Raw genomic sequence first — 26,837 nt, forward strand, 5'->3', positions numbered from 1 at the left:
AGCAGGATGGTCCCGAGCCGGCCGAAGACGCTTTCGAGCTTTAGTTGATCAGTCGGCACGCCGCTGCTGGCGCCGGTATTCGCCAGGCGTTTGCCCGCTCCAGCGCTTGAATGCGCGCTGAAACGCCTCCGCCGAGGAAAAGCCCAGAAGCCAGGCGATCTCGCCGAACGCCAATTCGGTGTCGCGAATATAGGTCATGGCCAGGTCGCGGCGCGTATCGTTGAGAATGGCTCGATAGCTGGTGCCTTCTTCATCCAGTTTGCGACGCAGCGTCCAGGATGGCAGCTGCAGTCGATTGGCAATTTGCTGAAGGTCCGGCTCGCCGCCTTTGAGCATCGGCCCCAGAAGTTGCGTGACCCGCTCCCGCAGGCTGCGTGTACGGGTCCGCTGTTCCAGTTCCGCTTCGCAAAGTTCCAGTAGCTGGCGCCAAGTACCCGGGCAGTACTCCGGGTTGCGCAGCGCCAGTGTGGCTTTATCCAGCCGGAGCTGATTGTGCTCGGCAGCGAACTCAACGGGTTTCGTAAAGATCGGCTCGTAACGCGCGGCATAGTCGGGGCGTTCGAACTCGATATGAATCGCGACCGGGGTTATTGGACTCGCGGCGACCGTGGCCAGTTGTGTGATCCAGCTGGCCAATACGGTATCGACGACGAACTGGTTGTAGCTGTTGTAAGGGCTGATCGAATAGAACCGCAGCCAGGCCCCTTCGGCGTCTTCATGAAAGGCCGACGCGCCACGGTAGTTGGATGCGTACAGCGGCTCGTAGCGAATCAGGGTGCGTGCCGCTTCGCGAACGGTTGGCGCCTGGGCGGAGGTTATTCCGACCAGACCCAGATGACCGGCCTTGCGCAGTCGCCCCATTTCCAGGCCCAGGCTCGGGTCGCCAGTCAGCTGGATAGCCGTGTGGCCGAGGCGCATATAACGCGGGATGGACAGGCGTGCGTGTGGCTCGGACAGGCGCGCCAGATCCAGACCGTAAGCATCCAGCAGCGGCTGCGGATCGATCTGTTTTTCCTGCAGGGCACTGCTCAGGCTGTGTACGAAGCCAACCGAGAGGTCACCGAGGCGCACCCGCTGGCGATTCACGAGCGCTCCGGCAGCCACAGATTGTTCAGTTGCACTGGCGCGTTGTAATGCTGCGGTGCGGGTCGACGGGGCGAGCCGACCAGATTCCAGGGCAGCCCGAACGTGCGTACTTCCATGCGGGGCAGCGACGTTTGCGGCAAGGGAGCGGTTGCGCAACTGGCGTGCGGATTATCGCGCATGCCGGGGAGGGCGAGCAGTTCAGCATCGGTAGGTGGCTGGCGGATATAGCCGTCGCAGCCGATCAGCACAGCCAGGCGCCCGGCAGGCGTGGGCATCGTAGACGATGGCAGGTCTGGTGCCTGGCTGTAGCGGCGTTCATAGCGGCTTAAGGCCATTTTGTATTGCAGCGGACCAATGGGCTGGCCGTCCGCGGCGAAGCTGAGACTGACTTGCCGCAACGGACCATCGCCGATCCGTAGACTGCCATCCTCGAGGCGCGGCTCGGGCAGCACTATGGAGCCGGCGACCAGCGTGACGCCGTAGACGCGCGCGAGATTGCCGAAGATGAGTTGATAGTCGGCGGCCATTTGCCGCCCTTTGATCTTCAGCACGGCCTCGGTGCGGTGGTGGCCGCCCTCGTTGGCAAACAGCGCGCGCACGTAGTCCCAAGGATTGCTCAATGCCGTCCACTGCATGGCATCGCGTAGCGTACGTGCCTGTTGCACTTCGGGCTTTTCGCCCAGGGCGAACAGGCCGGTGCCGACGTGCTCCGGCAGCACGACGATCGTGCGCGGGTTCAGCAGGCCGGCGTCACGCGCCTGATCGAGGTAGGTGGTGAACTTCAGCTGCAACCGCTCCCTGCTTTGATAATCGGCGGGCATCAGCCGCGTTTCGATCCCGAGCAGATTACCGGCGGACCCCGGTTGGCCCTGGCTATTGATCGGCAGCGTGCGCAGATCGGATAGCAATGGGCCGCTGCGCCGGTCACCGGTCCAGTCCAGATAGATGATGAGTGCGGCAAGGGCGAGGGCGGTCAGACCGAGCAATTTGCTGTAGGTACGCATGGAAGGCGCTGCTGAAGGCATATGCGGAAAGACTAGGTATATCGTTCACGATTGCCAAGTGTTTTGCGCACCAGGGTCAGGCAGTTGTGAGTTTCGATCATTGAGCGCTTCGTGGCGCCTGTTTATCTTCGATCCATAGCGACCACGACCCCATGAGGCGTGGCGATTTTACCGTTGACTACAGCGCACCACTCTCGCGCCGCTTGATCGAGGAACGACCATGACCGCTTTCCCGCACCTGCTTGCCCCGTTGGATCTGGGCTTCACCACGCTGCGCAACCGTACGCTGATGGGTTCGATGCACACCGGTCTCGAGGAAATGCCCAACGGGTTCGAGCGCATGGCGGCATTTTTTGCTGAGCGCGCGCGCGGTGGTGTCGGCCTGATCGTCACTGGCGGCGTGGGGCCCAACGAAGAAGGTTCGGTACGCGCAGGCGCGGCCAAGTTGTCGACCGTCGCCGAAGCCGAAGAGCACAAGGTCGTCACTCAAGCCGTTCACGAAGCGGGCGGCAAGATCTGCATGCAGATCCTCCATGCCGGTCGTTACGCCTATAGCCCGCAACTGGTGGCGCCTAGCGCCATCCAGGCGCCGATCAACCCCTTCACGCCGCGCGAGCTGGACGAAGAGGGAATCGAAAAGCAAATCCGTGACTTCGTCAATTGCGCGAGCCTGGCCCAGCAGGCCGGCTACGATGGCGTGGAGATCATGGGTTCGGAAGGCTACTTCATCAACCAGTTCCTGGTGGCCCATACCAACCACCGTACGGACCGCTGGGGTGGCAGCTACGAAAACCGCATGCGCCTGCCGGTGGAAATCGTGCGGCGCGTGAGGGAGGCGGTAGGGCCTGAATTCATCATCATCTATCGCCTGTCTATGCTCGATCTGATGGAAGGCGGCAGCGCCTGGGGAGAAGTCGTGACGTTGGCCAAAGCCATCGAGCGGGCCGGCGCGACACTGATCAACACCGGCATCGGTTGGCACGAGGCGCGCATTCCCACCATCGCCACCAAAGTGCCGCGTGCAGCGTTCACTAAGGTAACGGCGAAGTTGCGCGGCGAGGTGAGCATTCCGCTGGTGACCACCAACCGCATCAATACCCCCGAGGTTGCTGAACAGGTGCTGGCCGAGGGCGACGCCGACATGGTTTCGATGGCGCGCCCGTTCCTGGCCGATCCGGATTTCGTCAACAAGGCGGCCGCCGATCGCAGCGATACCATCAACACCTGTATCGGTTGCAACCAAGCCTGTCTCGACCATACGTTCAGCGGCAAATTGACCACCTGTCTGGTCAACCCGCGGGCCTGCTACGAGACCGAGTTGAACTACATTCCCACCGCAGCGGTGAACAAGATCGCCGTGGTCGGCGCGGGTCCGGCTGGTCTGGCGGCGGCCACCGTCGCCGCCGAGCGTGGCCATCAGGTAAGCCTGTTCGATTCGGGTAGCGAAATCGGCGGCCAGTTCAACGTGGCCAAACGCGTCCCGGGCAAGGAAGAGTTCTACGAAACCCTGCGCTATTTCGACAGCAAACTGAAAAGCACCGGTGTCGACGTCCGCCTGAATACCCGCATCGGTGCGGCCGATCTGCTGGCCGGCGGTTACGACGAGATCATCCTCGCCACCGGCATCGCGCCACGTACGCCAGAGATTCCGGGCATCGAGCATCCGATGGTGATCGGTTACCTCGATGCGATCCTGCAGCGCAAGCCGGTGGGGCAGCGCGTTGCCGTCATCGGCGCTGGCGGTATTGGCTTCGATGTTTCGGAGTTCATCACCCATCAGGGGCAGTCGACCAGCCTGGATCGCGAGGCGTTCTGGAAAGAGTGGGGGATCGACCTTGGGCTCGAAGCGCGCGGCGGCGTCGCCGGCATCCAGCCGGTACCGCACGCACCGGCGCGTCAGGTCTATTTGCTGCAGCGCAAGAAATCCAAGGTCGGAAATGGGCTGGGCAAGACCACCGGTTGGATTCATCGCACCGGCTTGAAGAACAAGCAGGTGCAGATGATCAGTTCTGTGGAATATCTCAAGGTCGACGACCAGGGCCTGCATATCAGCGTCGCCGGAGGCGAACTGCAAATCCTGCCGGTGGATACTGTGATCGTGTGCGCCGGGCAGGATCCGTTGCGTGAGCTACAGGCTGAGCTCGAAGCGGCGGGCGCCAAGGTGCATCTGATCGGTGGTGCGGATGTCGCCGCCGAGCTGGATGCCAAACGCGCGATCAACCAGGGCTCGCGCCTTGCTGCCGAGATCTGATAAACCCAACCCCGCTTCGAGCGGGGGTTTTTATACAATAAAAAAGGAGCCCCACATGACTGCTTCTCTCCCGCTGCAACCGGCCGCTGCCGCTACGCTGCAGCGCTGGCATCGCATGATCGAAGCCGCCGATCTCAGCCGCCTGCCGGAGTTGCTGCATCCGCACGCCGTGTTTCGCTCACCGATGGCCTACAAGCCCTATGAGAGTGCGGCAGCGGTCAGTCTGATCCTCAATACCGTGGTGAAGGTCTTCGAGGATTTCGCTTATCACAGCGAGTTGGCCAGTGCGGACGGCTTGAGCGTCGTGTTGGAATTCAGCGCGCGTGTCGGCGATCGACAGCTCAAGGGCATCGACATGATTCGCTTCGACGAGTCCGGCCTGATCACTGATTTCGAAGTCATGGTGCGCCCAATGAGCGGCCTGGCGGCCCTTGGTGAAGAAATGGGCCGGCGTCTGGCGCTTCAACTTGCGGCGATGAAGTCCTGACGGGTTTCTCCAACTCAGTCACAGTTTTTCTCCTGCGCAACTCAGGAGTTGTGGGCACCGGACTCGCTGCCAACCCAATCACATCGCCCGTTTCGATTTTTCTCCTACACTTGCGCCCGACAATAGAGAAGCGGCGTGATGCGACCGCCTCATGGAAACATTCGCTAGCTGATCAAGCCATTGAGGGTGCGAGCATGCAGATCAAACCGCAGACGGTCGAAGCCGTACTGTTCTTCAATGATGGCGGCGTCTGTAAGGAAATGCTCTATCCGGAATTCGAGGCCATGCTCGATGGCGTGGTGAGCATGCCGGAGTTCGCCGATCAGCAGATGCGTGTCGCCTACGTTTTGATCAATACCCGGTTGCAGATCCGTGCGGCGGTGTTCTTTTACCTGGATTTCAACGAAGACGGCTCGGCGGACAGCGGCTGGAACATTCCACTGCGCAATCTGGCCGAGCGCACCGGACGTGGGCCTGACCTAGGCGCGGGCCCCATTCGCCTGGCATGCCGCAGCCAATGTCCGGTGTCCTGGTATCAGATGCATCTCTGGGACCCGGAACTGACCCAGAGCCGGAATCATCTCGTCATGCTGCGTGACCGAATCAGGCGCAACCAGCTCGGCCTGCTGGTCGAAGAAGAAATACCTCAGGTGGTACCGGCCGAACGCCTACAGATGGTCGCCGAGGACGCCTGGTATGCGGCTGATTCGGCCAAGCAAGCGGCCACCGAGCGAGCCGAAAAGCGCGAGCAGGAGCAGCGCCTCAAGGCGGCGCAGCTGATCAAGCAGCAGCGTCTGCGCATCGCCAATCTCGAGCAGCAGCGCGAGGCCGATATCACCCGACTACGCGATTTGGCTGCACAGCAGCAGGCCAGGCTACTGGAAGAGGCTGCCCAGTTACGCCAGGAGCTCCTGGACAAGGAGCAGCTCGTCGAACAGCTTCGCTCGCAGCTCGCCGAGCAGGCGGAGGGTTTCCAAAAAAACCGTGAAGAAATGAGCCAGCAGCTGCGTGCGCTGGAGCACAACAGCCGCGCCGAAGCGCAAGCCTCGCAGGCGCAGTTCAATGAGGAGTTGAGGCGGCAGATCGCAGCAGCGGTCGCCGAATACAAAGAGCAAGTGTCCATCCGTGATGTGGAGCTGGCCTACCGCAACGAACTGGACTCCCAGCTGCAGCAGGAGATCGAGCAACTCCAAAAGCAGCGTGATGCACTCATCGAGCAAAGCGGTGAGCAAGTGCTCAAGCGTCTTTCAGGACTCGGCGTGACGTTCATGGCTTATCACCCCGGTGCGGGCCACCTGACCATTCCGCTGCATGACATGGCGCGCTATCAGCAAAACCCTCTCGCCTATGCCGCAGCCAAATGTGCCGTTTCCGAAGAGCAGTACGGCCAGTGGGTACAGCATTATCAACAGCCGACCTGCGTCGCTACCTTGTCCAGTGGAGAGCGCTGCAATATGCCGCTGGACAAAGTGGAAGCCCCTAGCCGTTTTTTCATTGGCGAGTCCAACTGCTGTGCCAGACATAGAGCTCAGGACCGGCTGCGCACGGGTAGCTGACGATTTGCCGGCATTCCCATCATCATTTCCAGAGTTACGGCCCGCGCCATTGCAGCTCATCATCTTGCCTTGGCTGCGACGAGCACAGGTGCAGGTCGCCGTGTTGCGCCTGGATCTGGTCGATCCCGAGCTGTCTGGAAACAAGTGGTTCAAGCTCGCTCACCATTTGCAGGCCGCGCGGGCGACCGGTGCACCAGGACTCATCAGCCTTGGTGGCTCCCATTCGAATCATCTACATGCGCTGGCGGCGGCTGCCAAACGCAGCGGGTTAGCCAGTGTCGGCCTGCTGCGCGGGCAACCACAGCGGACGGCGACCATCGACGATCTGCAGAGCTTCGACATGCAACTGCATTGGCTGGGCTACGGCGGCTACCGTGAGCGGCACCAGCCGGGATTCTTCGATGCCTGGTGCGAACGTTATCCCGGCTTTTACTGCGTGCCGGAAGGCGGTGGCGGCCTCGCTGGCGCGCGGGGTTGCGCACCGCTGGTGACACGCGTACGAGAGCAACTGGACGCGATTGGCTGGGACGATCACGACGGCTGGTGGCTGGCCGTTGGAACTGGTACGACCCTGGCAGGACTGGTGATCGGCGAGGCCGAGCAGAACGAGCGCCGCGTCTACGGTGCGCTGGCAGGGCCGCCGTCTCATGGTGTTGCGCAGGAAGTCGGCAGGCTGCTCGGCGAGGCTGAAGTCTCCAGCTCAAACTATCAGCTGATCGATGCGAGTCGCGGCGGTTTCGGTCGGTTCGACGAGGCGCTTGCGCGCTTCATGGTGGAAACCGAGCGTACCACCGGGTTGCCGTTGGAACCGGTTTATACGGCTAAGGCGATGATGGCATTGCGCCTTTATATTGAGCGCGGCTATTTTACGCCCGGCACGCGGCTCATCTTCTTGCATACCGGTGGCTTGCAGGGCCGGCGAGCTGCGCAGGCGCAGCTGGACGAGCTGCTGCGCTGACTTTCCCGTCTTCTGGAACCATGGATGAACAAGCCGCTGCGTCCCGATCAGTTAGGTAGTCTGATTCCGCTCAACGCGCTCTCGCCTCGTCGACTTCAGACGCTTCGCGCGCAGTTGATTCCGCGACTGCTGCTCGCCGATGAGCTGTTGTTCGATGACGAGACAGGCGCCGGTTCCTGCTACTTCCTGCTCACCGGCGCCTTGTCCATGCATGGGCCGGACGGCAAGCAATGGCGGATGGCCGCTGGCTCGCCGGAAAGCTGCCACGCATTCGGCCCCGGACCCCGGCTGAGCCAGGTGCGGGCGCTGGAAGACTGCAGGGTATTGACGATCGATGGCGCCCAGCTGGATCGTTTGCTGTCTTGGCATCAGACCCATGCCGATCTGCTCCTGGAGCTGTCCACGGCTGGCGAACTGACTGACTGGCTCGAAGCGCTGCTGGACAATCCGCTGTTCGCCAAGGTGCCGCCGGAAAACGTGCGAAAGATGCTTGGCAGGCTCGAGTCGATCGAGCTACCTGCCGGTTACGTACTGCTGCGTGAAGGTGATGCCGGCGACTGCTGTTACTTCCTCAAGAGCGGTCGAGCCGAGGTCATATCCGGCCTTGGCGGTGTAGAGCAGGTCGTGGCGGAACTGGACGTCGGCGCCTGCTTCGGCGAAGAAGCTTTGCTCACCGAATGCCCTCGCAACGCCACCGTGACGCTGCTTGAGAATTCTCAGGTGCTGCGCCTGGCGCGGCGGGATTTCATCGCCCTGTTGAAGGCGCCGGTGGTAGCCGAGCTTGACCTTGCCGAGGCGAACGAACTGATCGCGAAGGGTGCTCAATGGCTGGATGTCCGGCTGCTGGAGGAATACCAGCGCGGCCATGCGCTGCAGGCACTGCATATGCCGCTGCATCTGTTGCGTCTCAAGACACGCCTGCTGGCTCAGGATCGGATCTATCTGTGCTACTGCGACAGCGGCAAGCGCAGCGCCAGCGCGGTCTTTCTGCTGACCCAACTGGGTTTTACCGCTTATCCGCTGTGTGACGGTCTCGATGGGCTGTCCGCCGAGCAACACGCGACGTTGATCTGTGAGCAGGGCAGCGGCTATCTAGCTCGTTCCGGCGGTCGCACTGAACGCAGCGGCTGAGCCGAAACCACTGACGAACGATCAAGACACCGCGGCGATAGCCCAGCCTGCAAGGCCGCCCACCAGCACGACCAGCCAGGGCGGTAGCTTCCAGACCATCAAGGCGACCAGCGCGACTAGCGCCAGAGCGAAGTCGACGGGGCTGAATATGGCGCTGGTCCAGACCGGATCATAAAGCGCCGCCAGTAGCAGGCCGACCACCGCGGCGTTCACTCCACCCAGCGCTGCCTGTACGCGAAGGTTGGCGCGTACCCTGTCCCAGAACGGCATGACGCCGACCACCAGCAGAAATGAAGGGATGAATATCGCCACAAGGCATACGGCTGCGTTTATCAGGCCGGCGCTGCCAGTACCGATGGACCCGCCGAGAAATGCAGAAAAAGTGAACAGCGGCCCCGGCACCGCCTGGGCGGCGCCGTAGCCGGCAAGGAATATGTCGTTGCTGACCCAGCCATTGGGTACGACTTCGGCCTGCAACAACGGAAGCACCACGTGCCCCCCACCGAAGACCAGCGCGCCGGCGCGGTAGAAGGTGTCGAACAATGCCAACAACTGACTGCTGGAAGCGGCGGCCAGCGGGGGTAAGGCCATCAGCAGCGCGAAGAACGACAACAGGAAGAGGCCGGCAACCGAGCGACCCTGACGGCCCTGATGAGGTGCGAGAGAACCTTTCGATGTAGGGCGAAACAGCATCAGCCCGGCCAGACCTGCCAGCACGATAACGCTAAGCTGCGCCCAGGCATTATGCATAGCCAGTACCGCGCACGCGGCGAGCAGCGCGATGGTGATACGCGTTCGATCGGTGCACAGGTTGCAGGCCATGCCCCAAACCGCCTGGGCCACCACAGCAACCGCAACGATCTTCAGGCCATGCAGAAGCCCATCCGGAACGGCTTCGCCCCAACTGCTGATGCCGAACGCGAAGAGCATCAGCGCGATCGCCGACGGCAAGGTGAACCCGGCCCAGGCGGCCAGCGAGCCGCGATAACCACCGCGTAGCAAACCGATGGCAATGCCGACCTGGCTGCTCGCCGGCCCTGGCAGGAATTGGCAGAGTGCTACCAGATCGGCATATCCCGCCTCATCCAGCCAGCGGCGGCGGTTGACGAACTCTTCGCGGAAATAGCCGAGATGAGCCACCGGACCTCCAAAGGAGGTCAGCCCCAGACGCAGAAACACCAGAAAGATGGTCGAGGTGCTTGAATGCTGCAGAGGGATTGAATCGGGTTGGACTGAGGACATCAATGGGCCGTTCTGTTACTGAGGGGCAGTCTGATGGGCGCTGTAGTGTGTCGCATGTGGATGACGATTTGATGAAGAGTGCATCACCCAGGCCAGCTATCGGATACCACGAAAAGGCGTTCGCGCTCGACCCAGTGCCCATCTGCGTCGGGCTCCATTCGAGCCAGCAGGCGTGCCTGGCTGCGATTGGCATCGACAATCCATTGCTGAACGTCTTCGGCTTGCCAGAGTTGGCTGTCTTCCAATTGCGCCGGGGCCAGCCAGGTTTGACGGGGCAGCGGTTGCCAGTGCGCATCGCTATCGGTGACAGCCGAATGCAGCCAGTCGCGCAGCCGCAACCATGACCCGCCGAGATGCATCGGGTTGGCTCCAGCGGGCGGTTCACACCCGTCCTTCCAGGGTTGGAACAGGTAGCCACCGAGCCACAAGGCGCTTTTGATCTGGCGGCAAGTCAGCTCGGTCAGTAGTGCCTGTGCCTGTTGGCTGGACGAGAGTCGCAGCTGGTGCTCGCAGAGGCGCTGCAACTTGATATCCAACCGATCATGGCTGCCGGGACCCAGCCAGTGGTCGTGTCGGCGGCGATCGCCGGTCTGCAGGCCCAAGTAGAATTTCACCGCGAGTTCAAGGTGATGCACGCCTTCGGCATCGCGCAGGATCAGATCCAGCTCGCCCAGCGTCTGGCCGCCCTGGCGGATCGGCAGATTCGCCACCAGCAGTTCGACATCCGGCGCCTGAGCCAGCGCGAATTGCCAGAGGCGTTCGTAATACAGGCCCAGCCGGCGAATGCTGTGTTGTGCCAGCCACGCCTGGAGTACCGCCGGCTGTCTGTCGAGCAATAGCAACCAGTCGCTCAGCGCAGCGGGGTCATTGCTCCAGCGACTCGCCGAAAGCGGGTGGCGCTGGGGTGATGGGGCATCGATCAAAAGCGGCGGCGAGAGCACTACCCAGGCGAGATCCCGCACCTGTGGGTGCCGCAAGTTAGACATTAATTCGTCAAGACAGGGGAGGGTCATGCAGCAAGCATAGCCGGGATGGTTTGCTGCGCCTCTGGCCTTTCGCCCATAATCCTCGCGCCGCACCGCAACGGGGTCCGCCAGCGCGCTGTTGAACTCAAACGCGCCCGCGCGACACCAATCTAGAGCCTGTTAGGCTCTGCCCGGCCCGCTACCGCTCGATGCGTACCGGCCTGTTACCCGCCACGCTATCAGGGAGCTTCAATGGACCAGTTCCGCAACATCGGCATCATCGGCCGCCTGGGCAGTTCCCAGGTGCTGGACACCATTCGCCGACTGAAGAAATTCCTCGTGGAGCGCCACCTGCACGTCATTCTCGAAGAAAACATCGCCGAGGTGTTGCCGGGGCATGGCATGCAGACCTCGTCGCGGCAACGGCTGGGCGACTCTTGTGATCTGGTGATTGTCGTCGGCGGTGACGGCAGCTTGCTTGGCGCGGCGCGAGCGCTGGCCAAGCATCGTGTCCCGGTGCTTGGAATCAACCGTGGCAGCCTTGGCTTCCTCACCGATATTCGCCCCGACGAACTGGAAGAGAAGGTCGCTGAAGTGCTGAGTGGGCAATACACCCTGGAAAATCGCTTTCTGCTCGAAGCTCAGGTCAGGCGCTTCGAGGAGTCCATCGGAGAAGGCGACGCGCTCAACGACGTGGTGCTGCATCCAGGCAAGTCGACCCGAATGATCGAGTTCGAGCTGTACATCGATGGCCAGTTCGTCTGCAGCCAGAAGGCCGATGGCCTGATCATCGCCACGCCCACCGGCTCCACGGCCTACTCGCTGTCTGCTGGCGGGCCGATCATGCACCCGCGGCTGGATGCAATCGTCGTCGTGCCAATGTATCCACATACCCTGTCTAGCCGGCCGATCGTGGTGGATGGCAACAGCGAGCTGAAGATCGTGGTATCGCCGAACATGCAGATATATCCGCAGGTCTCCTGTGACGGCCAGAACCATTTCACTTGCGCGCCGGGCGATACCGTCACGGTGCGCAAGAAGCCGCAGAAGCTGCACCTGATCCATCCGCTGGACCACAATTATTACGAGGTCTGCCGCACCAAGCTTGGCTGGGGCAGCCGCCTCGGTGGAGGGGAATAGTGATCGTCGATCCGGAGCGCAGCTACGACCTCATCGGGGACGTGCATGGTTGCGCTCGTACCCTGGAGCGGCTGCTCGATCAGCTCGGCTATCGCCGGCATGGGGATGTGTGGCGGCATCCGCGCCGACAGGTGATCTTTCTCGGCGACATCATCGACCGCGGCCCACGCATTCGTGAGGCGTTGCATTTGGTGCATGCGATGGTCGAGGCGGAACAGGCCTACTGCATCATGGGCAACCACGAATTCAACGCACTGGGCTGGTACACCCCGGCACCGCCGGAAAGCGGCAAGACCTTCGTCCGCGAACATACCCCGCGCTACGAGACGCTGCTGCAGGAGACCTTCCAGCAGTTCGAGCACTATCCGGATGAATGGCGGGCGTTTCGCGAGTGGTTCATGGAGCTGCCTCTGTTTCTTCAGAGCGAGCGTTTCCGCGTGGTTCACGCCTGCTGGGATAACGCCGTCATCGATCAGCTTCGTCAGCGTTTGAGCCACGGCTGTGTCGATCCAGAATTCTTGCGCGATGCCGCGTTCAGTGACGGATTCGCGGCCAAGGCACTGGACCGTCTACTGCGTGGCACCGACATGCCGCTGCCCCAGGGCCTGACGCTGACCAGCGCCGAGGGATTCACTCGCAGCTTCTTCCGCACCAAGTTCTGGGAAGAGAACCCCAGGACCTACGGCGATATTGTGTTCCAGCCCGACGGCCTGCCGGAAAAGGCGGCGCGCCTGCCGCTTAGCGAAAGCCAGAAGAACCGCTTGTTCCTGTACGGGCCTGACGATCCGCTGCTGTTCGTCGGGCATTACTGGCGTAGCGGCGAGCCCGCGCCCATACGCCATAACCTGGCTTGCCTGGATTACAGTGCGGTGAAATACGGCAAGCTGGTCGCCTACCGGCTCGACCAGGAAACCCGACTCGACCCGGCGAAATTCGTCTGGGTGAATGTGGAGCGCTAGATGGTGGTTGTCGAGGCGTTGCGCCTGCCCTTATCCGAAGACCTGAGTGGTTTCGTCGCGCTGCTGCGGCGCCTGCAGGTGCCTTGTCGCGTCTCCGAAGAGTCGGGTGAGCAGGTACTGCGCGTGCCGGCTGAAACCGCTGAGCAAGTCCGTGAACTCTATCAGCGTTACCCGCAAGGCGACGGCGCGGTCGTCGCCGAGCAACCGCCACGCCGCGGTGGGGGATTCGTCGCCAGTCTGCGCCGCAGTCCGCTGACCGCCGCGGTGTTGCTGCTGACGCTGATCGCGGCGGCGATCACCATGCTCGGCGAGAATTTCGAGACCATTCGCTGGTTCAGCTTCAGCGACTTTCGTATCGACGGCGAGTACGCCTATTTCGCGACGCTCGAACAGACCCTCGCAGAAGGGCAGTGGTGGCGGCTGGTGACGCCGATCTTCGTGCACTTCGGCTTCCTGCATCTGGCGATGAATTCCATGTGGTACTGGGAGCTGGGGCGGCGCATCGAATATCGCCAGGGCGCGCTGATGCTGTTCGGGTTCACGCTGCTGTTCGGCGCCGTGTCCAACCTGGCGCAATACCTGTTCGGCGGGCCGAGCATCTTTGGCGGGTTGTCCGGCGTTTTGTACGGACTGCTCGGCCACTGCTGGCTGTTCCAGAAGCTGTCGCCGGACGAAGCCTACCGACTGCCGCCCGGTGTGGTGGTGCTGATGCTGATCTGGCTGGTGGTATGCCTGACCGGGGTGATCGAAGTGGTGAGCTTCGGTGCATTGGCGATCGCTAACGCGGCCCACGTCGGCGGGCTGGTCGCTGGGTGCCTGACCGGTATCCTTGGTGGGCTGCTGGCGCGCCGCAGGGCCGCGGGCCAAGGCAACTGAAAGGCTGATCGTTTTTCCCTAAAGCAGCGGCGCTCGGTAGAATGCGCGCTTGTTTCCCCGGGAGCCGGCCATGTCGTCCTTTATCGAAGCCATCGAAAACATCACCCCCGAAATCTACGAAAACCTGAAAACTGCCGTCGAGCTGGGCAAGTGGAGCGACGGTCGCAAGCTGACGCCCGAGCAGAAGGAAACCTGCCTCGGCGCGATGATCGCCTGGGAAATCCAGAACCTGCCGGAAGAAGAGCGCACCGGTTATATGGGCGGTGATGAATGCGCCTCCAAGAGCAAGAGCAAGGCGCCGATCGACACCAGTCTGTTCGCACCTGCTTCCGGGACCCGTCACTGATGTTGGAGCTAGGACGCGGCGCCCTGAGCAAGATGTCAATTCAGCTGGGTGCCCAAGCGCAATATTCCTTCCGTCTGAACGACGAACTGGTGCCCGTCAATCCGCTGATCGGCAAGACCCTGCGGCTGGAGTACCTCGGCGCCATCAATTGCACGCATTGCGGACGCAAGACCAACAAGAGTTTCAGCCAAGGCTATTGCTATCCCTGCTTCAAGAAGCTCCCGCAGTGCGACATCTGCATCATGAGTCCGGAAAAATGCCACCACGATTTCGGCACTTGCCGCGATCCGCAGTGGGGCATGGACTTCTGCATGACCGACCACGTGGTCTATCTGGCCAACTCGTCAGGTATCAAAGTAGGTATCACTCGCGCCACGCAGTTGCCGACCCGTTGGCTCGACCAGGGCGCGAGCCAGGCGCTGCCGATCATGCGTGTCGCTACTCGCCAGCAGTCGGGCATGGTCGAAGACCTGTTGCGCAGCCAGGTGGCTGATCGCACCAATTGGCGCGCGCTGCTCAAGGGGGATGCCGAGCCCATCGACCTGATCGAGATTCGCGAGCAAATATTCGATGCCTGCGCCGAAGGCCTGCGGGGCCTGCAGCAGCGCTATGGGTTACAGGCAATCCAGCCAGTGGCGGACGCCGAGGTATTGGAGATCCGTTACCCGGTCGATGCCTACCCGACCAAGATCGTCAGTCTAGACTTGGAAAAGACGCCCGTTGTTGAAGGCACCCTGCGCGGCATCAAGGGTCAATACCTGATCCTGGACACCGGCGTGATCAACATCCGCAAGTTCACCGCTTATCAAATAGCCGCAAGCTGCACGCCATAAATTCAAGCTTGACCCGCGAAGGCTTGATTCCGGGCGTCGGAGGCAGCCACGGCACATTTACCTGCAGCTTCAAGCTTGCGGCTTGTAGCTGCCTCGAAGAGGCTTTTATCGATGCGCACCGAACAACCGAAAGTCATTCATCTCAAGGATTATCAGGCGCCCGAGTACCTGATCGATGAAACACACCTGACCTTCGAACTGTACGAAGACCGCACCCTGGTGCATGCGCAACTGGTGATGCGCCGCAATCCTGAAGCGGGCGCCGGCCTGCCGCCGTTGCAGTTGCACGGCCAGGATCTCGAGCTGATATCGCTGTCGCTGAACGACCGCCAGCTGGGCCTGGGCGATTACGAAGTCGCCGGCGAAAGCCTGACCCTGCAGCCCGATAGCGCCGCGTTCACCCTCGACAGCAGCGTGGTCATCCATCCGGAGAGCAACACTGCGCTGGAAGGCCTCTACAAGTCCGGCAGCATGTTCTGCACCCAGTGCGAGGCCGAGGGCTTTCGCAAGATCACCTACTACCTCGACCGCCCGGATGTGATGAGCAAGTTCACCACGACGGTGAGCGCCGAGAAGCATGCCTATCCAATCCTGCTGTCCAACGGCAACCCGATCGCCAGCGGCGAAGAGGACGACGGCCGCCACTGGACGACCTGGGAAGATCCGTTCAAGAAGCCGGCTTATTTGTTCGCACTGGTGGCCGGTGATCTGTGGTGCGTCGAGGACAGCTTCACCACCATGAGCGGCCGCGACGTGGCGCTGCGTATTTACGTCGAGCCGGAGAATATCGACAAATGCCAGCACGCCATGGACAGCCTGAAGAAATCGATGAAGTGGGATGAAGAGGCCTACGGTCGCGAGTACGATCTGGACATCTTCATGATCGTCGCGGTCAACGACTTCAACATGGGTGCGATGGAGAACAAGGGCCTAAACATCTTCAACTCCAGCGCCGTGCTGGCTCGAGCGGAAACCGCCACCGACGCCGCACATCAGCGGGTCGAGGCGATCGTTGCCCACGAATACTTTCATAATTGGACCGGCAACCGTGTGACCTGCCGCGACTGGTTCCAGCTGTCGCTCAAGGAAGGTTTCACTGTCTTTCGCGATGCGCAGTTCTCCTCCGACATGAATTCGGAAACAGTCAAGCGCGTCGAGGACGTGTCCTACCTGCGTACCCATCAGTTCGCTGAAGATGCCGGGCCGATGGCCCACTCGGTTCGCCCCGAGTCATTCATCGAGATCTCCAACTTCTACACCCTGACCGTGTACGAGAAGGGTGCCGAGGTGGTGCGCATGATCCAGACGCTGCTGGGCGAGGAGAGCTTCCGCAAGGGCAGCGATCTCTACTTCGAGCGCCATGACGGCCAGGCCGTGACCGTCGATGATTTCGTCAAGGCCATGGAAGACGCCAACGGTGCCGACCTGACCCAGTTCAAGCGCTGGTACAGCCAGGCCGGCACGCCGCGCCTCGCCGTCAGCGAGCAATACGATGCTGCCGCGAAGACCTATAGCCTGACCTTCCGCCAAAGCTGCCCGCCGACGCCGGGCCAGAGCGAGAAGCTGGCATTCGTGATCCCTGTTTCGCTGGGCCTGCTGGACGGCCAGGGCAACGAGATTGCGCTGCGCCTGCAAGGCGAGGATGCCGCCGTCGGGACCACTCGCGTGCTGGCAGTCGATCAGGCCGAACAGACGTTCACCTTCGTCGACGTTCCCGAGCAGCCGTTGCCCTCGTTGCTGCGCGGTTTCTCCGCGCCGGTGAAGCTTGAGTTTCCGTACAGCCGCGATCAGCTGATGTTCCTGATGCAGCACGATTCCGACGGTTTCAACCGCTGGGAGGCCGGTCAGCAGTTGTCGGTGCAGGTGCTGCAGGAAATGATCGCGCAGCATCAGCGCGGCGAAGCGTTGCAACTGGACCAGCGTCTGGTCAAGGCGTTGCGCAGCCTGCTGGAAGACGAAAGCCTCGATCCAGCGATGGTTGCCGAAATGCTTTCGCTGCCGAGCGAGGCCTACCTCACCGAAATCAGCGAAGTGGCGGATGTCGATGCCATTCACGCGGCGCGCGACTTTGCTCGCCAGGGTATCGCTACAGCGTTGTTCGACCTGTTCTGGAAGCGCTACCAGGCCAACCGCGAGCTGTCCCGGCAGACGCCTTATATTGCCGAAGCCAGCCACTTCGCCCGTCGTGCTCTACAGAACATCGCCTTGTCGTATCTGATGCTCAGCGGCAAGCCCGAAGTGGTGGCCGCCTGCGTCGAGCAGTTCGAGGAGGCCGACAACATGACCGAGCGCCTGGCTGCGCTGGCCGTGCTGGTCAACTCGGGCTTCGCAGCCGAGCGTGACAAGGCGCTCGAAGCCTTTGCCGAAAACTTCAAGGACAACCCGCTGGTAATGGATCAGTGGTTCAGCGTGCAGGCTGGCAACACCCAGCCGGGCGGCCTGGAGCGTGTCCAGCACCTGATGCAACACCCGTCCTTCACGCTGAAGAACCCGAACAAGGTTCGTGCGTTGATCGGCGCCTTCGCCAATCAGAACCTGATCAACTTCCATCGCGCCGATGGTGCCGGTTATCGGTTCCTGGCCGATCAGATCATCGTATTGAATGGTCTCAACCCGCAGATCGCCTCGCGCCTGCTGGCACCGCTGACTCGCTGGCGCAAGTACGACGCCGGTCGGCAGGGCCTGATGAAGGGCGAGCTGGAACGGATTCTGGCCTCGGGCGAGCTGTCCAGCGATGTCTACGAGGTGGTCAGCAAGAGCCTCGCCTGACACGCTGCAGCGCCTGCAAGGTGATATGAACCACCCTGAATCCCGTGCGATGTCACGGGATTCGTTCTTTCGGGGGTACTCATCGGAGATCGGATCGTTTCCGTGAAACGGAATGTAAAGCGGCGGTGAAATGCCGTGCCATAAAGCCTGCTAATCAAGCAACATCAATCAGCCTGGCTTAACAAAACATAACGTCCAGGCAATTGCCGCCGCTTTCGAAAGCCCTATAGCATGGCTCCGCCTGGTACTTAACGCAGGTCTTACCTTAATAAGAATAAAGGGGGTATGTATGAGTGAGCCCGTCATGTGGCGCACCCGGTTCGGCCGTGCGGAAAAAACATCCCGCAAGTCGAATTTCAAGTATTCGCCGCTTGCAAGAACGCTCTCGCTCTGCAGTGTTCTATCCATCCTGTTTCTCGCCACCGCTCCCGCTCATGCGCAAAGCGCTGAGCCAGCGACCCGCTATGCGATCGAATCGGAGAAGGCCGCATCGGCTCTTCTGCTCGATATCACTTATGCGGGTAAGCGCTTGGTCGCGGCTGGTGATCGCGGGCATATCCTCTTTTCCGATGACGCCGGCGCTACGTGGTCTCAGGCCAAGGTTCCGACCCGTCAGATGCTCACGGCTGTTTATTTCGTCGATGACAAACATGGCTGGGCGGTCGGCCACGACGCGTTGATCCTGGCGACCAGCGATGGCGGTGAAACCTGGACGCAGCAATACGAAAATCGCGAAGGCGAAGTGCCTTTACTTGACGTCTGGTTCGAAAATTCGGAGCACGGCTTCGCCACGGGTGCTTATGGCGTGCTGCTGGAAACCACTGACGGCGGCCAGAATTGGGAAGATGTTGCTGATCGCCTCGACAACGAGGACGGCGCCCACTTGAACGCCATCACCCACATTCAGGACGCGGGTCTGTTCGTCGTTGGCGAAATGGGCGGAATGTTCCGTTCCAGCGACATGGGTGAGACCTGGGAGCGCGTCGAGTCGCCCTATCAGGGATCCTTGTTCGGCGTCGTGAGCGGCGGCGAACCCGGAGTGGTCGTGGCGTTCGGTCTGCGCGGTCATCTGTTCCGTTCCGCCGACTTCGGTGATAGCTGGCAAGCAATCGATCTGCTCGACGGAAGCGATGCCCTCGAGTCGGGGCTAGCGGACGGCAATCTGCTGCCGGATGGTCGTATCGTCGTGGTCGGCCACGGCGGCACCGTGCTTAGTAGCGAGGATCAAGGACGGAGCTTCAAGCTGTTCAGTCGCCCGGATCGACGCTCACTGTCAGGCGTCGTCTCCAACCCGGACGGCAAACTGGTCCTCGTCGGGCAGAGCGGCGTCAGGGTCGTTTCGCCGACCGGCGCCAACTTGCCCGCACAACAACAATAAGCCGGAGCCAACATGACCAAGCATCAGCAGAAGCCGGCGTCCTTTCTAGAACGCCTGATTTTCAACAATCGACCGGCAGTGATCCTTGTCTGCCTGTTGATCAGCGTATTCCTGTTCTACCAGGCTGCTCAGGTCCGTCCTTCGACCAGTTTCGAAAAGATGATTCCGCTGGGGCATCCCTACATTCAAAACATGCTCCAGCATCGTGATGATCTGGCCAACCTGGGCAACACGGTGCGTATCTCCGTGGCGGCGAAGGATGGCGACATCTTCTCCAAGGAGTACATGGAGACGCTGCGTCAGATCCATGACGAAGTGTTCTACATCCAGGGTGTCGACCGCTCGAACATGAAGTCGCTGTGGAGCCCGAGCGTTCGCTGGACCGAGGTGACGGAGCAGGGCTTCGCCGGCGGTGAAGTCATTCCGCAGACCTATGACGGCTCGCCTGAAAGCCTCGACGATTTGCGCAACAACATCCTCAAGTCCGGTCAGATCGGGCGTCTGGTGGCCAACGACTTCAAGTCCAGCATCATCGACGTGCCGCTGATGGAGTCCTACTCGGATCCTGATGACCGTAGCAAGCAGATCACCCTCGACTACCAGAAGTTTTCCCACGAGCTCGAAGAGAAGATTCGCGACAAGTACGAAGCGCAGAACCCGAATGTGGACATCCACATCATCGGTTTCGCCAAGAAGGTGGGCGATCTGATCGATGGGCTGGTCGGTGTCGCGTTGTTCTTCTTCGTTGCTATCGGCATCACGCTAGCGCTGCTACTGTGGTTCACCCGCTGCTTCAAGAGCACCATCGCGGTGGTAGTGACTACGCTGATCGCCGTGGCCTGGCAGCTCGGCTTGCTGCACACGCTGGGCTTCGGGCTCGATCCCTATTCGATGCTGGTGCCGTTCCTGGTGTTCGCCATCGGTATTTCCCACGGTGTTCAGAAGATCAACGGCATCGCCATGGCTTCGGGCGAAACCGATGATCCGCTGGCGGCTGCACGCATGGCGTTCCGTCAGTTGTTCATCCCCGGCATGGTCGCACTGGCGTCTGATGCCGTTGGTTTCGTGACGCTGCTGCTGATCGATATCGGTGTGATTCGCGAGTTGGCGATTGGCGCTTCGCTGGGCGTGGCGGTGATCATCCTGACCAACCTGATCCTGCTGCCGGTGGCGATTTCCTATATGGGTATCAGCCAGCGTGCGGTCAAGCAGGCTCGCGAGGAAGCGGCGCGCAACCACCCGTTCTGGCGGTTGCTGTCGAATTTCGCCAACCCGGTGGTCGCGCCGATTTCCATCGTCATTGCCTTGCTCGCCGTGGGCGGGGGGCTCTGGTACGGCCAGAACCTGAAGATCGGCGATCTCGACCAGGGCGCACCGGAACTGCACCCGGATTCGCGCTACAACCTGGACAATGACTTCGTCATCCGCAACTACTCGACCAGCTCCGACGTGCTGGTGGTAATGGTCAAGACGGCGCCTGAAGGCTGCGCCCATTACGACACGCTCGCCGCCATGGACGAGCTGATGTGGAAGATGGAGAACACAGAGGGCGTGCAGTCGGCGGTGTCGATGGTCACGGTCGCGCGGCAGAGCATCAAGGGCATGAACGAGGGCAGCCTGAAATGGGAAACCCTGTCGCGTAACCAGTTCGTCCTGAATAGCTCCATCGCTCGTGCCGAGGGCATGTACAACGGTGATTGCTCGTTGGCGCCGGTACTGGTGTTCCTCAACGACCACAAGGCTGAAACGCTGGAGCACGTCGTAGCCGCGGCGCGTGAGTTCGCCGAGGAGAACAACCGTGAAGGGTTGGAGTTTGTTCTCGCTGCCGGTAACGCCGGTATCGAAGCGGCTACCAACGAAGTCATCGCAGCCTCCGAAACCACCATGCTGATCGCGGTTTACGCGGCGGTGAGCTTCATGTGCCTGTTGACGTTCCGCTCCGTTGCCGCGACGCTCTGCGTGATTCTGCCGCTGGTGCTGACCTCGATCCTCGGCAATGCGCTGATGGCTTTCATGGGCATTGGCGTAAAGGTAGCAACACTGCCAGTGATCGCCTTGGGCGTGGGTATCGGTGTGGATTACGGCATCTACATCTATAGCCGGCTGGAGACGTATCTGCGTCAAGGCATGACGTTGCAGGAAGCCTACTATCAGACCTTGAAATCCACTGGCAAGGCGGTGATCTTCACCGGCGTCTGCCTGGCGATCGGCGTGTTCACCTGGGTGTTCTCAGCGATCAAGTTCCAGGCGGACATGGGCCTGATGCTCACCTTCATGTTCCTCTGGAACATGGTCGGCGCGATCTGGCTGCTGCCAGCCCTGGCGCGCTTCCTGATCAAACCGGAAAAGCTGCAGCAGAAGGTGTGATGCTTCGGCAGTAAGCAAAACCGCGGCCCTTGGGTCGCGGTTTTTTTTGCGGAAGTGCTCGGTTCCGTGATGCGAAGCGTCTGGGTGCGCCCCACTAGAAGCGTAGAAACGGTTACGAAAAACCAGCGCTGTATGCAACATGAGAACCACATCGCTAGATGCGGTCTGCTTGGCAGCTAGCAGATGCATGAGTTGCGCGAGCGTCTGTCGGACTGATCGACATCACAAAGGAGTTGAGAGAGATAGCTTACTATCCGCAGAAAGCAGAACGCCCCGAGCTGGGGCGTTCTGCTTCTAGATCGAGCGTGTCAGAGCGCAGCGAACCCCGCCTGCTGCACCAGCTCCAGCAACGGCTGCGGATAAACTCCAAGGAAGAACGCAAGCAGGGCAATCGCCAGCAACATGATGCCGCCCGCGCGCTGGCCCCAATTAATCGGCGCGTCGTGGCGGCGAATGCCTGGTTCGACTAGGTACAGCGTCACCATCACCCGCAGGTAATAGAACAGGCCCACAGCGCTGCCGATGATCAGCGCGCCCAGCAACCACCACAGTTGGGATTCGACACCGGAGGCGATCACGTAGAACTTGCCGATGAAGCCTGCCGTCAGCGGAATGCCAGCCAGCGACAGCATCATCACGGTGAGCACGGCGGTGAGGTAGGGGCGCCGCCAGAATAGCCCGCGGTATTCATAGAGCGCATCGGCATCGCGCCCGTTGTAGGGGCTCGACATCAGGGTGATCACGCCGAAGGCGCCCAGGGTGGTCAGCACATAGGTCACCAGGTACACGCCGATGGCTTCCACCGCGAGCCCCTTGCTGGCGATCAGCGCCACCAGCAGGTAGCCGAAATGGGCGATGGACGAATAACCCAGCAGCCGCTTGAGGTTGCTCTGGTTCAATGCCAGCAGGTTGCCGATCAGGATCGAGGCGATGGCGATCAGGCTCAGCGCGTCGTTCAGCCAGCCACCGCTTGTGGCCGGCGACAGCTGATACAGGCGCAGCAGCACGGCGAACACCGCCACCTTGCTGACGGTGGCCAGGAAGGTCGCCACCGGAGCCGGCGCGCCTTCGTAGACGTCCGGCGTCCACAGGTGGAAGGGAGCCAGCGAGAGCTTGAAGCCGAGGCCGATCAACATCATGCCGATGCCGGCCTGCACCAGTGGCGACGAGCCTTGCGCAGCCAGGCTGGCGCCGATACCGGCAAAGCTTAGGCTGCCCGACTCAGCGTAGAGCAGCGCCATGCCGAACAGCAGGAAGGCGCTGGCGGCGGCGGAAAGCACCACATACTTGATGCCGGCTTCCAGCGAGCGCTTGTTGAAGAACGCGTAGGCGACCAGCCCGTAAACCGGTACCGAGAGCAGCTCCAGGCCGATGAAGAACCCGGCCAGGTGCTGCGCGCTGACCAGCACCAGCCCGCCTGCTGCCGACAGGGTCATCAACAGATAGAGCTCTTCTCGATTACCCGGAAAACCCTCGGAGCCGGCTTTCTCGCCCAGGTAGGCGTGGGCCAGGGTCACGCAGGCCAGTGTCGCGACCAGTACCACGGCGCTGTAGAAGTAGGCGAAGGCGTCCAGCCGCAGCAGTGGCGTCACATCCAATGGGGCGACCCGCAGTGCAGGCACAATGGATAACAGGGCGAGCGTCAGGCCTATCGAGGTGACGATGAAACTGAGCCCGTGATTGCGTCGCCAGGCGATGGCCAGCATCACCGCGATAGCGGTGGCGCCAGTGATCAGCAAAGGCAGCAGGGCGATGAAGTGTTGCTGTGTGAATTCCATGGCGAGACTACCGGGCCGAAGCTGTTGGGGTGAAAGCGGTATCGATCCATTGCTGCACACCGTTCATGGTGGCGAGCGAGGTGTCGAACACCGGCTGCGGATAGACGCCGAGCAGCACCAGCAGTACGGCCAGCAACAGCACCATTCCTATCTCGCGTGCGTCCAGGCCGCGTAGTAGCCCTTCGGCCTTGGTCGGGCCAAAATAGGCGCGGTGGATCATCGCCAGCGAGTAAATGGACGACAGCACCAGACCGAAGGTGGCGATCACCACGACCCATGGCGAATTGGCGAAGGCGCCGAACAGCACCACGAACTCACCGATGAAGTTGCCGGTGCCGGGCAGGCCCAGCGAGGCGGCGGCGAAGAACAGACTCAGCGGCGGCAGCCATGGCAGGCGCGACCATAGGCCGCCCATTTCGCGCATGTCACGCGTGTGCAGGCGTTCATAGAGCTGGCCGCTGAGGATGAACAACGCTGCAGCCGAGAGACCGTGAGCGATCATCAGCACCACCGCGCCTTGCAGGGCGAGCTCGCTGCCCGAATAGATGCCGATCAGCACGAAGCCCATGTGCGAGACGCTGGAATAGGCGATCAGACGCTTGATATCGGTCTGCGCGAACGACAGCACTGCACCGTAGAAGATGCCGAGCAGGCCGAGGCCCATGGCGATGGGCGCGAAGTCCATCGAGGCGTCGGGAAACAGCGGCAGAGCGAAGCGGATCATGCCGTAGGCGGCGGTCTTCAGCAGAATCCCCGCCAGGTCGACAGAGCCGGCGGTAGGCGCCTGGGCGTGGGCATCGGGAAGCCAGGAATGCAGCGGCACGATGGGGAATTTCACCGCGAAGGCGATGAAGAAGCCCAGCATCAGCAGGTACTCGACGCCCGGCGCCAGGTCGGCCTGGAGCAGCAGCTCGTAGTCGAAGGTCAGCACCCCGGTGTTGTAGAAGTTGGCCAGCACCAAGCCGAGAATGGCCACCAGCATGATCAGGCCGCTGGCCTGGGTGTAGATGAAGAACTTGGTCGCCGCGTTGATCCGCGAGCGCTTGCCTTCCGAGCTGTGACCCCAGAGCGCGATGAGGAAGTACATCGGCACCAGCATCATTTCCCAGAAGAAGAAGAACAGGAACAGGTCCAGGGCGAGGAACACCCCGACCACGCCGCCGAGAATCCACATCAGGTTGAGGTGGAAGAAACCGACATGGCGCTGGATTTCCTTCCAGGAGCAGAGCACCGAGAGCACGCCGAGCAGGCCGGTGAGCATGATCATCAACAACGACAGGCCATCGAGCGCCAAGTGCAGGTTGATGCCGAAGCGCTCGATCCAGACGTGCTTGAATTCCACGGCCCAGTTGGCCTCGGCGCCAGGCGCGGGGGCGAGCTGGTAATTGCCGTCCGCCCACAGCCAGAGGCCAAGCGCGAGCAGCAGCGTCATGGTGAGCAGGGCGATCCAGCGCGGCATGCTCTTGTCGAAACGTTCGACGAACCAGCAGAGCAGGCCGCCGATGAAGGGAATCAGGATTAGCCAGGGCAGAATCACGATTTCGAGTCCTTGCGCAAATTCAGAGCAGAACGATGCCGAGCAACAGCACGGCTCCGCCAACGATGGACAGGGCGTACCAGCGCAACTGGCCGGTTTCGCTGCGGCTCAGCAGCACATGGCTGCCCCGCGCCGTGCGCGGTACCAATCCGATGGTGGCGTCGATGGGGTCGCGCGCCAGCAGGCGGGTGAGCCAGAGGTAGGGCTGCACGAAAAGCTTGTCGTAAAGCCAGTCGAAGCCCCAGGCGGCGTACCACCAGGCCGACAGGAAACGCCCCGGTGCGCTTTGCGCGATGGCGCTGACCAGGCCGCGCTTGCCGAGGAACAGCAGCGCCGCGAGCAGAATGCCGGCCAGGGCGATGGCGCCGGAGGCGATCTCCAGGCTGTGCTTGGCCTCGCCACCGGCATGGCCGACGCTCTGTGGCAGCACGCCAGACAACGGCGGCGAGATCATCGCGCCGAGGAAGGTGGACAGCACGATCAGCACCACCAGCGGCAGGCCGTGGGCAATACCGCGCCCGGCGTGCGCCTCGGTCTTCGCCTCGCCGTGGAAGGCGATGAAGATCAGGCGGAAGGTGTACAGGGAGGTCAGGAAGGCCCCGAGCAGACCTGCGTAGAGCAGGCCGCTGTGGCCGCTGGCGAAGGCTTCCCAGAGGATTTCATCCTTGGAGTAGAAGCCGGCGGTGATCAGCGGCAGCGCCGCCAATGCCGCGCCGCCGACGATGAAGCTGGCGTAGGCCAGTGGCAGCTTCTTCCACAGCCCACCCATCCTGAAGATGTTCTGCTCGTGATGGCAGGCGTTGATCACCGAGCCGGATGCGAGGAAAAGCAGCGCCTTGAAGAAGGCATGGGTCATCAGGTGGAAGATCGCCGCGTCCCAAGCACCGACGCCCAGGGCGAGGAACATGTAGCCGATCTGGCTCATGGTCGAGTAAGCGAGGATGCGTTTGATGTCGGTCTGCACCAGTGCGGCGAAGCCGGCCAGCACCAGGGTGACGCCACCAACGATACTCACCAGCTCAAGCACGTCCGGCGCCAGAAGGAACAGGCCATGGGTGCGGGCGATCAGGTAGACGCCGGCGGTGACCATGGTCGCCGCGTGGATCAGTGCCGAAACTGGCGTCGGGCCGGCCATGGCGTCTGCCAGCCAGGTCTGCAGCGGTAGCTGGGCAGACTTGCCCACCGCACCGCCCAGCAGCGCCAGGGTCGCCAGGGTGATCCACAGGTCGCCTTCGGCGAACTTCTGCGGCGCGAGCGTCAGCAGTTCCTGAATGTTCAGCGTGCCGAGCTGGACGAACAGGATGAACAGGCCGAAGGCCATCAGCACGTCGCCGACGCGGGTGACGATGAAGGCCTTGAGCGCCGCGTTGCCGTTCTTGCGCTCCTTGAAGTAGAAGCCGATCAGCAGGTAGGAGCACAGCCCCACGCCTTCCCAGCCGAAGTACAGCAGCAGCAGGTTGTCGCCCAGCACCAGCAGCAACATGCTGAAAATGAACAGGTTGGTGTAGGCGAAGAAGCGCGAATAACCCTCTTCACCGCGCATGTACCAGCTGGCGAACAGGTGGATCAGGAAGCCCACGCCGGTGACCACGCCGAGCATGGTCAACGACAGCCCGTCCAGGTGCAGGCCGAAGGCGACGCTGAAGCCGACTACGTCCAGCCACTGCCACAGGTGCTGGCTGAATACGCCGCCCTCCGGTGGCGAGGTGTTGAACTGCCAGATGCACAACGCCGCAATCAGCGCCGACAGGCCGATCGAACCGACACCGATCACGGCGGCCAGGTTCTCGGAGATACGCCCGCGCGAGAACGCCAGCAGGAAGTAGCCGAGCAGCGGGAAAACGAAGGTCAGGAATAGTAGGTTCATCCGCGCATCTCGCTTGCAGCGTCGACATCGAGGGTGTTGAAGCGGCGATACAGCTGCAGCAGGATCGCCAGGCCGATGGCGGCCTCGGCGGCGGCCAGGGTGATCACCAGGATGAACATGATTTGCCCATCCGGCTGTTCCCAGCGACTACCGGCCACGACGAAGGCAAGGCCTGCGGCGTTCATCATCACTTCCAGGCTCATCAGCATGAACAGGATGTTGCGCCGCACCATCAGGCCGACCAGCCCCAGGCAGAACAGCACGGCGGCGATGGCCAGGCCGTGCTCCATTGGAATCGAATGCATGG

The 26,837-nt window shown here is 61.7% G+C and carries 21 protein-coding genes; 13 read left to right on the forward strand and 8 right to left on the reverse strand.

The window, feature by feature from the left end; genetic code table 11:
- Positions 1-48: 48 nt before the first annotated feature.
- Together V6943_RS10635 and V6943_RS10640 are read right to left on the reverse strand one after the other, a co-directional pair.
- Positions 49-1,086: an AraC family transcriptional regulator gene (locus V6943_RS10635; RefSeq protein ID WP_340553436.1), complete on the reverse strand. Its 1,038-nt coding sequence runs from the start codon at positions 1,084-1,086 to the stop codon at positions 49-51.
- Complete coding sequence (locus V6943_RS10640; protein ID WP_340553437.1) at positions 1,083-2,090, reverse strand: carbon-nitrogen hydrolase; 1,008 nt, start codon at positions 2,088-2,090, stop codon at positions 1,083-1,085. The genes V6943_RS10635 and V6943_RS10640 overlap by 4 nt, the downstream gene beginning before the upstream one ends.
- A gap of 220 nt (positions 2,091-2,310) precedes the next feature.
- Here V6943_RS10640 and V6943_RS10645 point away from each other — a divergent pair, with 220 nt between their 5' ends.
- From V6943_RS10645 to V6943_RS10665, 5 genes are all read left to right on the forward strand, one after another.
- On the forward strand, positions 2,311-4,341 hold the full coding sequence (locus V6943_RS10645) for an NADPH-dependent 2,4-dienoyl-CoA reductase (protein ID WP_340553438.1): 2,031 nt from the start codon (positions 2,311-2,313) through the stop codon (positions 4,339-4,341).
- A 55-nt stretch (positions 4,342-4,396) separates the two neighbouring features.
- Positions 4,397-4,828 carry a nuclear transport factor 2 family protein gene (locus V6943_RS10650; protein ID WP_340553439.1) on the forward strand — a complete coding sequence of 144 codons (432 nt, stop codon included), beginning with the start codon at positions 4,397-4,399 and terminating at the stop codon, positions 4,826-4,828.
- Between the two features lie 194 nt (positions 4,829-5,022).
- Positions 5,023-6,384 carry a chromosome partitioning protein ParA gene (locus V6943_RS10655; protein WP_340553440.1) on the forward strand — a complete coding sequence of 454 codons (1,362 nt, stop codon included), beginning with the start codon at positions 5,023-5,025 and terminating at the stop codon, positions 6,382-6,384.
- Between the two features lie 4 nt (positions 6,385-6,388).
- The gene (locus V6943_RS10660; protein WP_445324128.1) at positions 6,389-7,342 is read left to right on the forward strand and encodes a 1-aminocyclopropane-1-carboxylate deaminase/D-cysteine desulfhydrase; all 954 of its coding nucleotides are present in this window, start codon (positions 6,389-6,391) and stop codon (positions 7,340-7,342) included.
- Positions 7,343-7,366: 24 nt separating this feature from the next.
- The gene (locus tag V6943_RS10665) at positions 7,367-8,473 is read left to right on the forward strand and encodes a cyclic nucleotide-binding domain-containing protein (RefSeq protein ID WP_340553442.1); all 1,107 of its coding nucleotides are present in this window, start codon (positions 7,367-7,369) and stop codon (positions 8,471-8,473) included.
- 21 nt (positions 8,474-8,494) lie between these two features.
- Here V6943_RS10665 and chrA read toward each other — a convergent pair whose 3' ends face one another.
- The gene (gene chrA, locus V6943_RS10670; RefSeq protein ID WP_340553443.1) at positions 8,495-9,715 is read right to left on the reverse strand and encodes a chromate efflux transporter; all 1,221 of its coding nucleotides are present in this window, start codon (positions 9,713-9,715) and stop codon (positions 8,495-8,497) included.
- Between the two features lie 83 nt (positions 9,716-9,798).
- A complete protein-coding gene (locus V6943_RS10675) occupies positions 9,799-10,728 on the reverse strand; it encodes a DUF1853 family protein (protein WP_340553444.1) in 930 nt (309 codons plus the stop codon).
- A 204-nt stretch (positions 10,729-10,932) separates the two neighbouring features.
- On the opposite strand from V6943_RS10675, the gene V6943_RS10680 reads away from it, so the two are divergent.
- From V6943_RS10680 to V6943_RS10715, 8 genes are all read left to right on the forward strand, one after another.
- Positions 10,933-11,820, forward strand: a complete 888-nt coding sequence (locus V6943_RS10680; protein ID WP_122164119.1) for an NAD(+) kinase — start codon at positions 10,933-10,935, stop codon at positions 11,818-11,820.
- Complete coding sequence (locus tag V6943_RS10685) at positions 11,820-12,779, forward strand: metallophosphoesterase (RefSeq protein WP_340553445.1); 960 nt, start codon at positions 11,820-11,822, stop codon at positions 12,777-12,779. Before V6943_RS10680 ends, V6943_RS10685 begins: the two co-directional genes overlap by 1 nt.
- The gene (locus V6943_RS10690; RefSeq protein ID WP_131648456.1) at positions 12,780-13,655 is read left to right on the forward strand and encodes a rhomboid family intramembrane serine protease; all 876 of its coding nucleotides are present in this window, start codon (positions 12,780-12,782) and stop codon (positions 13,653-13,655) included.
- Positions 13,656-13,725: 70 nt separating this feature from the next.
- Positions 13,726-14,001 carry a YeaC family protein gene (locus tag V6943_RS10695; RefSeq protein WP_181102268.1) on the forward strand — a complete coding sequence of 92 codons (276 nt, stop codon included), beginning with the start codon at positions 13,726-13,728 and terminating at the stop codon, positions 13,999-14,001.
- Complete coding sequence (locus V6943_RS10700; RefSeq protein ID WP_131648458.1) at positions 14,001-14,834, forward strand: DUF2797 domain-containing protein; 834 nt, start codon at positions 14,001-14,003, stop codon at positions 14,832-14,834. The genes V6943_RS10695 and V6943_RS10700 overlap by 1 nt, the downstream gene beginning before the upstream one ends.
- A gap of 111 nt (positions 14,835-14,945) precedes the next feature.
- Positions 14,946-17,603, forward strand: a complete 2,658-nt coding sequence (pepN, locus tag V6943_RS10705; RefSeq protein WP_340553446.1) for an aminopeptidase N — start codon at positions 14,946-14,948, stop codon at positions 17,601-17,603.
- Positions 17,604-17,892: 289 nt separating this feature from the next.
- Entirely contained in the window at positions 17,893-18,981 is a 1,089-nt protein-coding gene (locus V6943_RS10710) for a WD40/YVTN/BNR-like repeat-containing protein (protein WP_340553447.1), read from the forward strand.
- Between the two features lie 12 nt (positions 18,982-18,993).
- Positions 18,994-21,348, forward strand: coding sequence for an efflux RND transporter permease subunit (locus V6943_RS10715; RefSeq protein WP_340553448.1), 2,355 nt, complete (start codon positions 18,994-18,996; stop codon positions 21,346-21,348).
- Between the two features lie 308 nt (positions 21,349-21,656).
- Here the strand turns inward: V6943_RS10715 and nuoN are convergent, their stop codons facing one another.
- From nuoN to nuoK, 4 genes are read right to left on the reverse strand one after another with little or no spacing between them, the layout of a single operon-like run.
- Positions 21,657-23,126, reverse strand: a complete 1,470-nt coding sequence (gene nuoN, locus V6943_RS10720; protein ID WP_181102258.1) for an NADH-quinone oxidoreductase subunit NuoN — start codon at positions 23,124-23,126, stop codon at positions 21,657-21,659.
- Between the two features lie 7 nt (positions 23,127-23,133).
- On the reverse strand, positions 23,134-24,663 hold the full coding sequence (gene nuoM, locus V6943_RS10725; RefSeq protein WP_340553449.1) for an NADH-quinone oxidoreductase subunit M: 1,530 nt from the start codon (positions 24,661-24,663) through the stop codon (positions 23,134-23,136).
- 22 nt (positions 24,664-24,685) lie between these two features.
- Positions 24,686-26,530, reverse strand: a complete 1,845-nt coding sequence (nuoL, locus tag V6943_RS10730; protein ID WP_340553450.1) for an NADH-quinone oxidoreductase subunit L — start codon at positions 26,528-26,530, stop codon at positions 24,686-24,688.
- Complete coding sequence (gene nuoK / locus V6943_RS10735) at positions 26,527-26,835, reverse strand: NADH-quinone oxidoreductase subunit NuoK (protein WP_181102254.1); 309 nt, start codon at positions 26,833-26,835, stop codon at positions 26,527-26,529. The genes nuoL and nuoK overlap by 4 nt, the downstream gene beginning before the upstream one ends.
- Between the last annotated feature and the right edge of the window lie 2 nt (positions 26,836-26,837).

It is taken from the genome of Pseudomonas sp. CBC3 (genome assembly GCF_037967085.1).
Classification (GTDB): domain Bacteria; phylum Pseudomonadota; class Gammaproteobacteria; order Pseudomonadales; family Pseudomonadaceae; genus Stutzerimonas.

What these genes read in the sequence shown, in the direction of transcription:
- V6943_RS10710 (WP_340553447.1), top strand. Translation starts at nt 17,893, where the DNA reads ATGAGTGAGCCCGTCATGTGGCGCACCCGGTTCGGCCGTGCGGAAAAA.
- V6943_RS10640 (WP_340553437.1), bottom strand. Translation starts at nt 2,090, where the DNA reads ATGCGTACCTACAGCAAATTGCTCGGTCTGACCGCCCTCGCCCTTGCC.
- nuoL (WP_340553450.1), bottom strand. Translation starts at nt 26,530, where the DNA reads ATGAACCTACTATTCCTGACCTTCGTTTTCCCGCTGCTCGGCTACTTC.
- chrA (WP_340553443.1), bottom strand. Translation starts at nt 9,715, where the DNA reads ATGTCCTCAGTCCAACCCGATTCAATCCCTCTGCAGCATTCAAGCACC.
- V6943_RS10675 (WP_340553444.1), bottom strand. Translation starts at nt 10,728, where the DNA reads ATGACCCTCCCCTGTCTTGACGAATTAATGTCTAACTTGCGGCACCCA.
- V6943_RS10715 (WP_340553448.1), top strand. Translation starts at nt 18,994, where the DNA reads ATGACCAAGCATCAGCAGAAGCCGGCGTCCTTTCTAGAACGCCTGATT.
- nuoN (WP_181102258.1), bottom strand. Translation starts at nt 23,126, where the DNA reads ATGGAATTCACACAGCAACACTTCATCGCCCTGCTGCCTTTGCTGATC.
- V6943_RS10680 (WP_122164119.1), top strand. Translation starts at nt 10,933, where the DNA reads ATGGACCAGTTCCGCAACATCGGCATCATCGGCCGCCTGGGCAGTTCC.
- V6943_RS10695 (WP_181102268.1), top strand. Translation starts at nt 13,726, where the DNA reads ATGTCGTCCTTTATCGAAGCCATCGAAAACATCACCCCCGAAATCTAC.
- V6943_RS10650 (WP_340553439.1), top strand. Translation starts at nt 4,397, where the DNA reads ATGACTGCTTCTCTCCCGCTGCAACCGGCCGCTGCCGCTACGCTGCAG.
- nuoK (WP_181102254.1), bottom strand. Translation starts at nt 26,835, where the DNA reads ATGCATTCGATTCCAATGGAGCACGGCCTGGCCATCGCCGCCGTGCTG.
- V6943_RS10690 (WP_131648456.1), top strand. Translation starts at nt 12,780, where the DNA reads ATGGTGGTTGTCGAGGCGTTGCGCCTGCCCTTATCCGAAGACCTGAGT.
- V6943_RS10645 (WP_340553438.1), top strand. Translation starts at nt 2,311, where the DNA reads ATGACCGCTTTCCCGCACCTGCTTGCCCCGTTGGATCTGGGCTTCACC.
- pepN (WP_340553446.1), top strand. Translation starts at nt 14,946, where the DNA reads ATGCGCACCGAACAACCGAAAGTCATTCATCTCAAGGATTATCAGGCG.
- V6943_RS10700 (WP_131648458.1), top strand. Translation starts at nt 14,001, where the DNA reads ATGTTGGAGCTAGGACGCGGCGCCCTGAGCAAGATGTCAATTCAGCTG.
- V6943_RS10655 (WP_340553440.1), top strand. Translation starts at nt 5,023, where the DNA reads ATGCAGATCAAACCGCAGACGGTCGAAGCCGTACTGTTCTTCAATGAT.
- V6943_RS10665 (WP_340553442.1), top strand. Translation starts at nt 7,367, where the DNA reads ATGAACAAGCCGCTGCGTCCCGATCAGTTAGGTAGTCTGATTCCGCTC.